Source organism: Prevotella sp. P6B1 (assembly GCF_000702825.1).
In the GTDB taxonomy this organism is placed as follows: domain Bacteria; phylum Bacteroidota; class Bacteroidia; order Bacteroidales; family Bacteroidaceae; genus Prevotella.
The window spans coordinates 60,049-75,662 of the sequence record NZ_JNKF01000015.1; the positions used below are offsets into that span (position 1 = coordinate 60,049).

Here is a 15,614-nt window from a genome sequence, read left to right on the forward strand (position 1 = left end):
AATACATTTTAGTTGTTATTAATGTGGCCTGTTTCAGCATGTCAAAGATCGCGCAATCGTTGTTGATTGGATTGCGGTTGCAAAAGTAGAGTCCAACTATCCAACTGCCAAAATTATTTTTGCGCCAGCCAGTTGGTTGGGATGTAGAATCGATGTGTGATGCTTGTGTTTATCGCCGTATCAGAAAAAACAAAAAAAATTAGCTCCCCCCAATCGGGAGAAGCTAATTGGACTGAATTGAAATGCGATTAGTTGGATTGAAGCAGAAATTCTGATGGCAGACAGCCATATTCTTCTTTGAAGTATTTGCTGAACTGCTTGGGAGAAAAACCTATAGTGTATGCAACTTCAGAGATATTGGTACGTCCTTGTTCCAATAGTGAACGACCTCGCTTGATTCGGATGATGCGAATGAATTCCAACGGCGACTTTCCGGTTATGGCCATCAGTTTCTTGTATAGATGGCTGCGCGTCATGCCTACAGCAGCGCTGAAATCCTCAACCGAGAAATCTGAATTGCTCATGTTATCCTCAACCACCTGAATGGCTTTTGTGATCAACTGCTCGTCGAGCGAACTGACTGTGATTTCACTTGGCGCAATGTCGCGTTTGATAAATTCACGATGATTATTGTCGGTCCATTTTATCATTTTCTCGATGCGTAACTTGAGTATGTTAAGATTGAAAGGTTTGGTGATATAGTCGTCGGCTCCATCTCTCAACCCGGTGATAATATTGTCTTCGGTTGATTTTGCAGTGAGCAGAATGACAGGTATGTGCGATAGGTTGATGTCGTTTTTGATGTGATGGCAAAGCTCCAAGCCATCCATTTCGGGCATCATGATATCGCTGATAACAATATGAATGTCGTTTTCGGACAGTATCTGTAGGGCTTCAACGCCATTTGATGCTGTGAAAACGTTGTACTGGTCGGTCAGGCATCGTTCCAGGAACTGGCAGAAATCGTGGTTGTCTTCAACTACCAGAACCGATTTGTTGCCTGTGTCTTCTATGGCCTTTTTGGTGTTGCTGTCGTTGCTGATAGCACTGGCAGTTCCAGATGCCGACAGAGATATTTGGATGGGGATGGTTACGATAAAAACCGAACCTTTGGGGTGGTTGTCGGCTACCTGTATTTGGCCGTGATGCATGGTTACATATTCCTTCACGATATGTAATCCTACGCCGCTGCCAACGTAGTCGGTGTGGTTATCGCCTTGAAAGAACCGGTCGAAGATATGAGGTTTGTCTTTATCCTTGATGCCAATGCCGGTGTCGGCTACTTCGATGCGTGCCATGGGGCCATCGCGCTCGATGAGGATATCTACACGCCCCTTAGTGGTGTTGTATTTGAAGGCATTGGATAGCAGATTCATAACGATGCGTCGCATTTTGGCCTGATCGAAATCCATTTCAAGATGAGAGGCATTGATTTTGAAATTCATCTGAATGCCGCGGCTTTCGGCATAGAATCTGAATTGCTCGCAGATTTTGCGTACAAATATGATAAGGTCGCCATGTGCAGGGTGTATTTCTTCGTTGCCAGCATCCAGTTTGCGGATATCAAGCAGCTGTACAACCTCGTCCATCAGCATGCGTGCGTTTCGCCAAACCAGATCGAGCTCAACCCGGATACTCTTCTCCAGATTGCCTGAGAGTAATTTCTCAAGTGGGGTGATGATGAGCGACAAGGGCGTTTTCAGGTCGTGACTGATGTTGGTGAAGAATTGCATTTTCTTATCCTCCATCTGCTGCTGTTGTTCGAGTTCCATCTCCAGCTTTTGCAAAGCCAGAGTGGCCTGATGTTTGCGCTTGAGCCACTGAATATAGAAATAGATGCCCGCCATGATGAGTAAAAGGTACAGCAGATAGGCATACCATGACCTCCAGAATGGTGGTTGTATGCGAATTTTTATTACAGACGGCTCGCTGGTCCAGCCACCCATATCTGAAGCGCAAACCTCGAGGGTATATGAGCCTGGAGTGATGGCATTGAAGCTGATGCGATTGCCTGGTAGCAGTGTCCACGGTCCGCCAACCTCTTTCAGTCGGTACATGTAATGCAGTTTGTGTTTTTTGCCGTAATTCATGGCCGAAACGTCGATGGAAAAACTGTTTTGGCTGTAGTTCAGGCAGATGGACTCCTGCAACTGCAGATTGCGCTGAAGGATACCACTCTCGTCGCCAGGAACGATATTCTTATTATTTACAGCCAGATTGGTGAACACGATGTGAGCCTGCAGATAGTTGGTGATTTGCTGCTGGCTGCCGATGCGCAGTAAACCATCGGTATAACCTATCACGCAGCATCCGTCTGTGGTCAGGCATGTGGCATCATTATTAAATGTGGCGTTTTCAAGTCCGTCTTCGTCGTAAAAAGGCGTGCAAACAAATTCGTAGGGTGCGTTTGCCTTTTTCGATGTCCGGATATAAGTTAGTCCGTGGTCGGTGCTTGCCCAGATGTTTTGTTTGTTATCAGCGATGATGGCTCTGACGTAGTTGTTGGATAAGCCTTCGTTTTCGGTGAGTGAGTAGAGAGTGTCATTTTTCTCGTCGTAGATGCGAATGCCGGTGCGTGTACCTATCCACACCAGACCGTGTTTATCTTTGTCAAGAGTTGTTACAAATTCGTTGGTCAGTTGCTGGATACAAGGCGTTGGTTTTAAGAATTTTCGCAGGTCGGTTTGATAGATATAGAATCCTGTGCTTGTGCCAATGTACAGTTTGCGCTTTCTGTCACAGTGTAGCGCAGTTATGCTGGTGGTTCTCAAGTCAGAGTTGTCCATCGTTATCCAGCTGTCGCTCCCGTCTTGTCTGAGACAAATCAAACCATTGTTGATGGTGCCAAACCAGAGATTGTTCTGTTCGTCTTCGGCCATGCATCGCATATACACAGCGCGTTTATTAATCTGGTTGTGATATTGCTTTTTGGCGAATCGGTGACCGTCGAAGCAAAACACGCCGTCGCCATAGGTGCCTACCCATAGATGGCCATTATGGTCGATTAATGAGCAGGTAACCAGATTATTATTCAGCAGGGCGTTTTTCTTGTTGTAAACGGTCTTCGTGCCGTTGGGGGATAGGCATACGATTCCGTTGCCATCAAATCCCACCCAGATATTACCTTGTTTGTCTTCTGACACACAACTCACATCCTCGTTGTTCTTTAGCGGGGTTAAGTCGAATACATGTGGCGAAAGGTCGGTAAAAGCCGCACCGCGTTTGCTGGTTCCGATCCACATCAGGTTTTGGGCGTCGCGATAAAAGCAACTGATATGGTTGCTTGGCAGTGTGAACGGATATTCTTCGTTGCGTGTTATCTGTTGTAATTCCTGGCTGTGGGCATTTAGCAGATAGATGCCCTCATTTTCTGTGCCTATCCATATCCTTCCTTTTTCGTCGTCGGTGAGTGTGGTAAGAATCACGTTTTTCAGCAGATGCAGCGAGGGTATGTCTTTCCACTCTTTGGTGGCGTTGATATAACAGCGTAGTTCATCTGAAGCCGAATGGGCCGTATAGAACCACAGTGCGCCTCTGGAGTCTAAATATACTTGGTGCCATAAGTTGGTGGATAGTTTTATCTGACTGACGTAATTCAGGCAATGCTGCAAGATATCGACTTGATAAAACCTGCCATCATTGGTTAGGATATAGGCTTGGTTTCCCCTGGCAGTCAGGCTGAGTATGTTATCGCCAAACTGGTGTGGGATGGTGGTGAGTTCTTGTTTCTTGAAGTCGTAGCGATACAGATATTTGGTGGATATGGTCCACAAATTCTGTGCATCATCGGTCATAATCTCTTTGATAGGCTCTTTGATGCCAAGTGCAGATAGTTTTTGGGTGGCATCATCGGCGATTTTGTCTAAGCACCTGTCGTAGGTGTATAGTTTCTGTATCGTTCTTACCCAAATGGTGCCTTCGGCATCCTCTATGATATAATTGGTGTCGTTATTATAGCTGCCCAGTTGGGTTACGGTATATTTCTTAAGCTGGTAGCCATCGTATCTGTCGATGCCATTGCTGGTGGCCATCCACATAAATCCGTATTTATCCCGGATGATGCTTTTGACGTAATTGTCGGAGAGCCCCGATCTTACATCTATCTTATGAAACATCAGTTGGTTGATGCCAAATGCATGTAGCTGTATTGAACCAATGAGTAGTAAAAGAATCAGTTTCTTCATTTCGATTGTTTTATTTATTTGTTGCAAAGATACTTTTTTTTCTGATTCGAGAGATAAGTTTAGGCAAATAATTACGGTTGAGAAACGAAAAAAGAACAGGCAACTTCCTGTTTGTGTTATTTTACTTCCCAAATGTTTCCTCGGCACAAAAGGGATGTTGTTCGAACCAAACGAGTCTGTCGAAAACCCGCAGAATGACTACTTTTGCCAGCGAATTACTAATATCCTAATATTTAATAACAACTTAATGAAAATTAAAAACGGTTTCTATTTGTGGTGCATCACGGGATTGTTCGCAATCCTGCCCATGGTTTCCTTTGCCCAGAATGGTCAGGTAAAGGGAACCGTCACCGATGCATCGACTGGTGAGGCGCTTATAGGTGCCTCGGTGTTGGTAAAAGGTACTTCCACAGGAACAATCACCGACATGGATGGTAACTTCACTGTCGATTTGTCGGGTCAGAAGACTCTGGTTGTTTCTTTTGTGGGCTACCTGAGTAAAGAGGTGCATGCCGTTAGCGGCAAAAACCTCAGTATCCTGCTCGAGCCCGACTCAAAAGTAGTCGAGGAACTGGTGGTTATCGGTTACGGACAGCAAAAAAAAGTAACGGTAACAGGTTCGATTGTCAATGTCACTGGCGATGAGCTGCTAAAATCGCCTACGCCGTCGCTTGGTAACGCCATTGCCGGTAAGCTACCAGGCTTGTCAACGGTGCAGTACTCTGGTGCGCCTGGTGCTGACGATCCTAACATCTTTATTCGTGGACAAGCTTCGCTTAACGGATCGAACCCATTGATATTGGTTGATGGTGTAGAGCGCAGCTTTACACAGATCGACCCTAACGAGGTGGCTGATATTACCGTACTGAAGGATGCTTCGGCAACGGCCGTTTATGGTGTGCGTGGTGCTAATGGTGTGATTTTGGTAACCACTAAGCGAGGCGAAGAGGGTAGGACGCATGTGTCGGCTTCTACCTCATGGGGTTTGCAAACGGTTACCAACTTTATCCAGTTTGCTGATTCATATACATATGCAACTACCTTTAATCGCGGACGCATAACCGATGGCAGCAATCCCCGTTTCAGCGAGGAGGTAATCAACCACTTCAAAACGCAGGATCAGCCATTGCTTTATCCTAATATCAACTGGATTGATTATGCCATGAACGATGTGGCCCTGCAGAGTCAGCACAACATCAGCGTGTCGGGCGGTAACAAGGTGGCACGCTACTTCGTATCGTTAGGTATGCTCGATCAGGATGGTTTGTTTAAAAACCTGGGCGAAGATCCTAAATCCAACTTCTCATACCAGCGCTATAACTATCGCGCCAATCTGGATCTGAATCTTGGTAAATGGCATCAGCTATCGGTAAACATTGGTGGACGTGTAGAGAATAAGCGTTCTATCGGTCGTGGCGAGTCTAATCTATTTAACACCCTGATGGACTGCCAGCCATTCTCGGGTGCAGGTATTGTGGATGGCAAGTGGATAAAGGCCAATCCAACCTATATATCTGAAGAGGATGCAGTAAGCGGCAACGATGGATTGAGCACATTCTATGGTCAGGGTTATCAGCAGCAAACAACCAATGTGCTGAATGCCGACCTGATTTACAAACTTGATATGGGATTCCTTACCCGTGGTCTTGATTTCCGCATTAAGGGTTCGTATAACTCTACCTATTATCATAGTAAGGACCGTACAGCCGGACAGCCTGCCAGCTTTATGCCTATTGTGAAGGAGGATGGCAGTATTGCACTGCAGCGTAAGGGCGACTATTGGAACTTGGGCTACAACGAGTCGAGCTGGCCCGACCGTAACTGGTATTTCGAAACCAGCTTTAATTACAGTCGCAGTTTTGGCATGCATAATGTGTCGGCTCTGTTGCTTTACAACCAGTCAAAATCATATTATCCCTGGGATAGTCAGAACAGTATGTACATTTCAATTCCTAAGGGATATGTGGGTTTGGTAGCTCGTGCCACTTACGATTACAACCATCGTTATATGCTTGATTTGAATATGGGCTATAATGGCTCGGAGAATTTTGCTAAAGGAAAACGTTACGGTGTATTCCCTTCTGCATCGGCTGGTTGGACTATTTCTGAAGAGAAGTTCTGGAAGCCTCTGCTGCCTGTCATTTCATACCTTAAGCTGCGTGCATCTATTGGTACTGTAGGTAACGATAACTGTCAGGGCTACCGATTCCTTTATCTGCCTGCCGCTTGGAAGATTACCGATGGCTATTATAACAATCCTGGCGATTTTGGTGGTTACAATTTCGGTACCACCAACACCCGCTTCCTGAATGTGGCTCGCGAGTATTCTTCGGCATCGCCCGATGTTACCTGGGAAACAGCTGTTAAACAGAACTATGGTTTCGACATGAAACTGTGGAATAATCGTATCAGCATAGGTTTCGATTATTTCTACGAGGATCGTAAGGATATCCTGATTAACAACGAGACTATGATTCAGGCGCCTACCGCTCTGCGCCCATCGTATATTAACTACGGTAGAGTAAAGAACCATGGTTACGAAGTGACGCTGAAGTATGCCGACAAGCTGAGCGATGATGTGCGATTGGAGATTTCGGCATCGATGGCTTACTCTAAGAATAAGATTATTGAGCAGGCCGAGATTAAGCGTGCCGACAAGCTGGTAAAGGCCAATAGCTATATGGGCAAGCAGCTGGGACTGACAGAGGACACTAAGGTGTCGCCCGACTGGACTTACTACACAGGTCATAGCATTGGTGAGCGCAAGGGCTACCTGTTCTTCGATTTCTATCAGAAAGGCATTACCGAGGAACAGTATATGCAGGCTTACGGTCAGCCTTTGCCCACACAGCTGGTTAACGATCTGAAAGATGGCGATGCGGTGTATGTGGATATTGATGGCGATGGCATAATTTCGGAAGAGTACGACCAGATGTTCTTAGGTACTACCGACCGTCCTGACTACACCTTCTCGCTGAATTGCAATCTGGAGTATAAGAACTTTGATTTTACCATGCTATGGGTGGCTGCAACCAATGTTACACGTAACCTCGATGGCGTTTATCGTCAGCCTTTTGGTCAGCAGTATCACTCATCTCTCCTCCAGTGGGTGGCCGATAATACTTGGACCGAGGAGAATACCAATGCCAAGTTGCCACGTGTCACCTTTGTCAACGAGAAACAGAACCAGTGTTTCTCAAACCTGTGGGATTACGATTCCAAGTATCTGCGACTGAAGAATGTAGAGATTGGCTACACCATCCGTCATCCGCGTTGGTTCAAGAGCTTGAGTAGTGCCCGTATTTATCTTAATGGTACCAATCTGCTCACCTTCTCGCCCTTCAAGGCTAACGATCCTGAAAATATGGGTGGTGGTTATCTGCAGTATATCAAGTACCCTATTCTGCGAGTATATAACTTAGGTGTGAAACTAAATTTCTAATAATCAATGAAAAAAATATATGCAATCATTATAACAGCCTCGTTTGCTGCCATGCCAATGCTTACCACATCGTGTGTTGATGAGGTAACGGTGGGCGATGCCTTCCTTGACAAAGCCAAGGGCGAGGATGTGAATCAGGACCTGATTTTCTCGAAGAAGGTCTATACAGAATACCTGTTGTGGCAGTGTTACGAAGGTTTGTACTGTCCGTTCAAGAATTGCTACAGCCTGAATGCCGGCGTGATGGAGTCGCTGTCGGATATCATGCATTCCGAGTTAGGTTGGGACGACGTGGGGCGCGAGTTCTATACCGGTCATCTGAGTGCAGCCAATGCCAATCCAGGTTGGGTGCAGAGTCGTTTTGCCTTCATCTCGCAGGGCGGTATCCAGAACATGAGCAACCAGTCAAAGCGTTCTATCTGGAACTGCGTGCGCGATTGCGAACTGCTGATAGATAATGTGGACCAAGTGCCCGATATGACCAACGACGAGAAGGCCCGTTTCAAGGCAGAGGCCAAGGTGATACTGGCTTCGAAGTATCTGGATGGCATCCGCCATTTTGGTGCCCTGCCAATCGTGGACCATGCCTTTAAAGGCGAGGACCAGATGGAGAGCGGACGTGCTACATTGGAAGAGACTGTGGCCTTTGCCGTAAACCTCATTGATGAGGCTGTGGCCGAGCCCAACCTGCCTTGGAACCTTACTGATACCGAGATTGCTACTTGGGAAGGACGTGTTACCAAAGCATCGGCTCTGGGTCTGAAGGCTAAGTTGCTCAACTATGTGGCCAGTCCTATCTTTAATAGCGATAAGCCTTATTGCACTGCCGATCCTCAGGATGCCGTCGAGGCTCGTCAGGTGTGGTATGGTAACTACGACGCTCAGCGCTGGCAGGCTGTGGTTGATGCTTGCGAGGAGTTCTTTAAGATGAACAGCGCCAATGGCAACTATTACCAACTGATTACATCGGCCGATAACACCGAAGAGGGCTACCGTCTGGCTTTCCGCAAGGCCTACCGTAGTCGCAACAATCGCGAGGCGCTGCTCTCTATTCACGACCGTGTATATATGAAGGAGTGGGACCAGTGCCCAGCTAACGTATGGCACTCGGGCGCCATTGCTGCCACACTCGACTGGATGGAGATGTTCCCTTGGGCCAATGGTAAGAACTATGATGGTCAGAAATACTACAATCAGAAGCCTGCACAGGTTGATATCTTTGAGAATCGCGATCCACGTTTGTACGAGTCGATGCTGGTACAGAAGAAGGATTACAAATACCAGATGTATGGACCCTCAAACCCTGTGCAGTTGTGGGAGGGTGGCGAGTTTATCGTAACCGGTTCAACAGGTTGGAACTGTCGTCCTCACGGATTTGCCACTTATAAGTACGTACTCGATTTAGGTTCCGACGATCAGGGCGGACAGGGTATTATCGACGACGAGCCCGTGCAGTTTGCCTATATGCGTCTGGCCGAACTCTATCTGATTTATGCCGAGGCTTTGGCCGAAACAGGCAAGCTTACCGAGGCCATCCAGCAGCTGAACATTGTGCGTGCCCGTGTGGGATTACCCGATATCGCCGCTGCCAACCCAGAGCTCTCGCTTACCTCTAACAAAGATAATCTGATAAAGGAGATTATGCGCGAGCGTGCCTGTGAGCTGGGATTCGAGTTCGAGAGTCGTTTCCACGATATGAACCGCCGCAAGATGGCTGCCGACTTTGTAAAGCCCCTGCGTGGCATGAAGATTTACCGAATTGACGATGCTGGTAATCGTGTGGAGCGCAAGTGGAACCCCGATACGGAGCCATTTCCTACCAAGTTCGAGTATGTGCCTTACGCCATCAGCGAGAAGACCGGCAATGCGCGATTTGTATGGAGCCACCCCGAAGCTTGGTCGAACAAATGGTTCTTGGCACCACTGCCACCCGATGAGATTAATAAGAATTACGGATTGACTCAGAATCCTGGTTGGAACTAATAAACGATATTGAATAATATGAATAACAAGATATTGCTAAAATCAATGGTGTTCACGGCGTGCCTGATGCCTATGGCATTGCCTGTTGGAGCACAAAGCGTGGCTAACGATAATGCCAAACTCTCAACCATCGCATCGCACACTATCTCGGGCGACGAGTTGCAGAAGACAGCTGCCACCACCCTGAAGGAGGCTTTGTACGGACGCCTGTTAGGATTAACCGTGCTGAACAATGGCAAGTTCGTTGGCGATGCCGATGCAGGAGCCATATTTAATATCCGTGGTACACAGACTACCAGTGAGAATAATGTGCTGATACTGGTTGATGGTATCAAGCGTTCTATCGATTATCTGACTGTAGATGAGATTGAATCGGTAACAGTACTGCGCGATGGTGCTGCTACGGCTATTTACGGCTACGAAGGACTGAATGGTGCCATACTCATTAAAACAAAGCGTGGTGCCGATAAGAAACTTGCTGTGCAGGTGGGGTACAACCATAAAATTGTGTTCGACCCTAAGACTGCCGACTTCGTTAATGCAGCCACTTATGCCAAGGCTATGAACCAGGCCCGACTGAATGATGGTTTGCAGCCCATGTATAACCAGACCGAGTTGGATGCTTTTGCCAACCAGAGCGCACCTTATTATTATCCACAGGTTGACTGGAAAGATGAGGCGTTGAAGAAGATGGGATCGGAAAACCGTATTAATCTGGCCCTTAACGGTGGCAATCAGCGCCTGAAGTTCTTCTCGTTCATCGACTATACCGACTGTCGTGGATTGCTGAAGGATACCAAGCAGGCCGACTACAACTCACAGCTCAAGTACTCAAAGGCCAATATCCGCACCAATATCGATGCCGAACTGACCAAGACTACCACCATGCAGGTAAATCTGCTGGGCTCGTTTGTAGAGACTAACCGTCCGGCAGGCGTGTCGGCCGATGATGTGTTCGATATGTTCTATCGTGTGCCGTCATCGGCATTCCCTATCACCAATCATCCTGATGGCGACCTGGCTGGTATCTGGGGTGGAAACACCACTTATGGCACCAACAATGTAATTGCACAGATACAGGCTTCGGGATTCCGTAAGTCGCACTCGCGCCTGTTTCAGGGCGATATCACCTTGCGCCAGGACCTGGGTGCGCTGCTTAAAGGCTTGTCGGCTTCAGCTCGTTTTGGTTATAACAACTATTCGCAGATTTTCGAGGATAATACCACGGGATTTATGTATGGCTACGAGCGATACACCTTTGATGCTGATGGAAACGTGAACGGACTGACCACCTACAAGGCTGGCGACAAGACCGACAACACCTCGTTCAACTACTGGCAGAATCAGCATCAGCGTTCTTCGTACCTGTCGATCTCTGCCGATTATCAGACCCAGTTTACCGGCAACGATCATTTTGCTGCTTCGCTCATGTGGAATCAGCAGAACGAGACACCTAACGGACAGTATCTTACCTTTAACCGCATGAACTGGATTGCCAGCGTGCATTACGACCTCAATAACAAGTATGTGGCCGATCTTACATTGGCTGCTAATGGTAGCAACCGCTCATATCCAGAAAAGTGGTCGTTCTCGCCAGCACTATCTTTGGGTTATATCTTTGCTGATAATGATGAGAACCGTGTCTTGAACTATGGCAAACTTCGCCTCTCGGGTGCTATCCGCCATTTAGACTATGTGCCCATCAACGGCATCTGGCTCGAGAATTATAATGGTGGCGGTGGCGATTATTACTTTGGTGCCGGTAATGGCTACCAGACATGGGGTACCTTCATCTCTTATCAGCCTACTACCGACTTTAAGCTCGAAACTGCATATCAGTTTAATATCGGTGCCGATCTGCGCCTGTTGAAGGGGCTCGACCTCACTATCGATGGTTATTATAACTACCGCGATAACATCCTGCTTTCGGGCGATGGACTCATCTCATCGGTGGTTGGTATCCCCTCTGGCTTTGTTAACTGGGGCCGTGTGGCCAGCTATGGTGTAGAGGTTGGCGCCAACTGGATTCAGAAACTGGGTAAGGACCTACAGCTGAATCTGGGCGGACAGTTCACTTGGGGCCGTAACCGCATCAGCCGTACCATCGAAAATGTGGCTTACGATTACCTCTCGGCTGTCGACGGTCGTGTAAACCAGGCATGGGGCTTAGAGGTTCTTGGATTCTTCAGCGACGAGGCCGATATCGCCAACTCGCCCCAGCAGGAGTTTGATAACTGCAAGCCTGGCGACTTTAAGTACAAGGATCAGAATGGCGATGGTGTCATCAATGAGAACGATGTAGTAAAGATGGGCTATAGCACTTCGGTGCCTGAACTGAACTATGCCATCAACGTAGGTCTCAAAGCAGGGAACTTCGGATTCAACGCCCTGTTGCAGGGTGCAGGCATGTTTACCCGTTATATGGGTGCCACAGGTGTATGGACACCTATGATGAATGGTGCCAACCTGACACAAGATTATTACGATAACTGTTGGGACAATAGTAACAACCCGCAGTACCCCCGACTCACATCGCAGGCTAATAACAACAACTACCGCGCCAACAGCGTGTGGTGGAAAAACGTCAACTTCCTGAAGTTGCGCAACTGCGAGGTGTACTATATGTTGCCACAGTCTCTTATTTCAAAGATCAGACTATCGCAGTGTAAGGTTTTTGTGAAGGGCGAGAATCTGCTCGACTTCAGCAACGTAGAGCAACTCGATGCCGAAACCATGTCAACCGGTTATCCTATCATGAAGACCGTCAGCGTAGGTGCATCATTATCATTCTAATTTTAAAACCGATACAATTATGAAGAATTTGAAACATATCATACTGCCAGCGCTTGGTGCAGCCGTGTTGTGTGCCAGCTGTGTTGATCTGGACTATAGCGAGGTAACCACTAACAACGAGGAGTGGGTCTACCAGAGTCCGCAATACGGTATCGAGCGTTTGGTATCGAGCGTCTATGCCCGTATCCCTAACGGACTGAGCAAGAATTTCGAGGGTGGCAGCGGTGCTACATTTGCTGCTGCCTGCGATGAGGCCGACTGTGCACTCTCGCATGCCAATATCCGCAAACTGTACAATGGTGGCTGGAGCCCCATTAACCCCTTCTCGTACACTTGGAGTAACTCGTATAAGGCCATTGCCGAGGCTAACAACTTCTTGGAGAAACTGGATAAGATAGACCTGTCGGCCTATGAGAACAATAACGATTTCCAGGCCATGAAGAATAAGTTTGAGTTGTTTGAGTACGAAACCCGCTTTTTGCGTGCTTACTTCTACTTTGAGTTGGTACGTGCCTACGGCGATGTACCTTTCACACTCAAGTCGCTCACTAATGCCGAGGCTAATCAGCTTAGTCGCACTTCGGCCATTACCATCATGGATTGGATTGTAGATGAGATGGACGCAGTAGCCCAATTTCTGCCCGTCACCTATGCCAACGAACTGAACACCGATATAGGCCGTGCCACCAAGCCCATGTGTATGGCACTCAAGGCGCGTACCTTGTTGTATAAAGCGTCGCCACTGTTCAATAGCTCAAACAACAAGCAGTGGTGGCTCGATGCTGCCCGTGCCACCCACGACCTGCTGGTCAGAGCCGAAGGGTGGGGGCTTAAGTTAGGACTCTATTCTGAGTTGTGGGGCCCTGCCAATGCCGATGGCACAGAGATTATCTTTGCCGTGAAGCGCGGCGCTTCCAGCTCGTGGGAAACCTACAACTATCCTGTAGGTGTTGAGAATGGACAGTCGGGCATGTGCCCCACACAGTCGCTGGTCGATGCTTATGAGTATCTGGATAGTCCTCAGTCCTTTGGCGAGCGCCATCCTGAGTCGGTTATCAACCTCAGCACTACCGATCCTTATGCTAATCTCGACCCCCGTTTTGCTATGACCGTTTGTAAGAATGGCGACATCTGGCCCAACTACAATACCACACCTATCGAGACCTTCGAGGGTGGAGTGAATGCCTCGCCGCTTACCAATGCCACTAATACCGGTTATTATCTGAAGAAGTATTGCGACCCCAACGTTAATATCTCAACCAATAATTCTACCACCACACTGCATGCCTGGATAGTTATGCGATTGGGTGAGTTTTATCTGAACTATGCCGAGGCTATGTACAACTATTATGGCGATGCAACCGCCAAGGGTGAGTTTACGCTGAGTGCTAATGATGCTGTGAACGCCATACTTGATCGTGCCGATGTGGGCATGCCTCACTGGACCACTTCGCCTGCCAACTGGCTGCAGCGCTACGAGCGTGAGCGTATGGTAGAGTTGGCTTTCGAGGATCAGCGGTTCTGGGATATCCGCCGCTGGAAGAAAGGCGATACGCAGAAGCTGGTCAATACCATTAGCATTACTAAGGATGCGGATGGACAGCTGCTGTTACACCGTGGTGCTCTGAGTCGAGGTTGGAACAATAAGTTCTACTTCTTCCCCATCCCCTTTGTCGAGATTAGTAAGAATCCTAATCTTACTCAAAACCCTGATTGGGACAAATAAAAACTCATAAAATTGAAACATCGATATGAAAAAGAATACATTTAACATGATGCTTTTGGCCATGGCAATGGGTGTTGTTTCCTGTTCGGATGATGCCGATAGCACTGTAGAGAGACTTTCGGTAGCGGCTTTCTATCCTACGATTGTAATGGATGGTACCGAGGTATCAATCACTGGTACAGGCCTCTCGGATGTAACGACGGTAGAGTTTCCTGGTGGTCAAGTAGCCAAATCGGTTCAGGTTATCAACGATTCGCGTATCATAGCCGTTGCCCCTACAGGTGTTGATGCCGAGGCTGGCACACTTACCGTATCAACAGGCACAGAGCAGGCACAGAGCCGACAGACTATCCGTAAGGCACAGCCCGCACTGCGTTATTTTAATCCGGCCGAGTCGGTAAAAACATACGATGACCTACAGATTGAAGGTAACGATTTAATGCTGGTTAAGCAGGTTAACATTGGTATGGGTGATGAGGCGATTACTATCAATGCCATCGACTTTAAGCGTAAATCAAACGATAACATCACCATTACGCTTCCTGGTGAGACACCTATTGGCAATGAGCAGCCTATTAGCGCAGTTTTCGATAATGGTGAGTTGATGGTGTTGGGTAATATGGATATTGAGCGCGGTGCTCAAGGCGGACACTGGGAAGACCAGGAGATTGACATCTATAACGATGGCGATGTAGTGATGAAGGGCGACTGGAGCAGCTACTTCATGATTGATAAGAGCGTCCTGGCCGATGCACAGGTTGGCAACGTTATCCGCGTGTATATTAAGGATAAGACCAGCGACGATAACTGGGTTATCCTGTCCGATGGTAATTGGAGCGAACTTGCAGCCCAGCGTGCCAGCGACGAGGATATGGCTGCAGGCTATAAGGACTTTACACTCGATGAAAATATGCTGGCAGCTATGCAAAGCACTGGTCTGCTTATTCGTGGTATTAATTTTACTGCCGTAAAGGTGGTACTGGTAGTGTCAGTATGGGTGCCCAATACTGCCGGCCCAGTAGAAACAGTACTGAATGATACCGAGACCGATATGGGTGGCTGGTCGGCTGCCATCATCATAGGCAAGGAAGCCTTCGAAAATGCAAAAACAGGTAATATTATACGTGTGTATATTAAGAATCAGGTAGAAGGATGGCAACAGGGCTCATTCAAGAATGGCAGCGACTGGGGCGGACTTACCGACGAACTCGGCGTGATAGGTCTATCAACCCAGGATTTCGAAATAGGCTATTACGAGATGACCATCGACGATGTAACCCTGCCGCTACTTCAGGATAACGGATTGATCATCAGCGGATGCAATTACACAGCTGTGAAAGTTGTGCTTATACAGTAAAGAACGGATTTATAGTATTATTAGTTATTAGTTAGTATTAGATTTGGTTAGGGGGGAGGGAACTCCTTGGTGTGATTCTCTCCCTCTTTTTTCAGTAAAAAGTATTGTGATTTCAGTATAAATGTTTAT

General features: G+C 47.5%; 6 protein-coding genes. 5 read left to right on the forward strand and 1 reads right to left on the reverse strand.

Annotation, left to right across the window (positions count from 1 at the left end; genetic code table 11):
• Positions 1-248: 248 nt before the first annotated feature.
• Positions 249-4,184, reverse strand: coding sequence for a hybrid sensor histidine kinase/response regulator transcription factor (locus tag T495_RS0112535; RefSeq protein ID WP_051652048.1), 3,936 nt, complete (start codon positions 4,182-4,184; stop codon positions 249-251).
• Between the two features lie 247 nt (positions 4,185-4,431).
• Here T495_RS0112535 and T495_RS0112540 point away from each other — a divergent pair, with 247 nt between their 5' ends.
• From T495_RS0112540 to T495_RS0112560, 5 genes are read left to right on the forward strand one after another with little or no spacing between them, the layout of a single operon-like run.
• A complete protein-coding gene (locus T495_RS0112540) occupies positions 4,432-7,626 on the forward strand; it encodes a TonB-dependent receptor (RefSeq protein WP_051652049.1) in 3,195 nt (1,064 codons plus the stop codon).
• Between the two features lie 6 nt (positions 7,627-7,632).
• Positions 7,633-9,609, forward strand: a complete 1,977-nt coding sequence (locus T495_RS0112545) for a RagB/SusD family nutrient uptake outer membrane protein (RefSeq protein WP_033148941.1) — start codon at positions 7,633-7,635, stop codon at positions 9,607-9,609.
• An 18-nt stretch (positions 9,610-9,627) separates the two neighbouring features.
• A complete protein-coding gene (locus T495_RS0112550) occupies positions 9,628-12,402 on the forward strand; it encodes a SusC/RagA family TonB-linked outer membrane protein (protein ID WP_081832124.1) in 2,775 nt (924 codons plus the stop codon).
• Between the two features lie 19 nt (positions 12,403-12,421).
• Positions 12,422-14,128 carry a RagB/SusD family nutrient uptake outer membrane protein gene (locus tag T495_RS0112555; protein WP_033148942.1) on the forward strand — a complete coding sequence of 569 codons (1,707 nt, stop codon included), beginning with the start codon at positions 12,422-12,424 and terminating at the stop codon, positions 14,126-14,128.
• Between the two features lie 25 nt (positions 14,129-14,153).
• Positions 14,154-15,485: an IPT/TIG domain-containing protein gene (locus T495_RS0112560; RefSeq protein ID WP_033148943.1), complete on the forward strand. Its 1,332-nt coding sequence runs from the start codon at positions 14,154-14,156 to the stop codon at positions 15,483-15,485.
• Positions 15,486-15,614 lie beyond the last annotated feature (129 nt).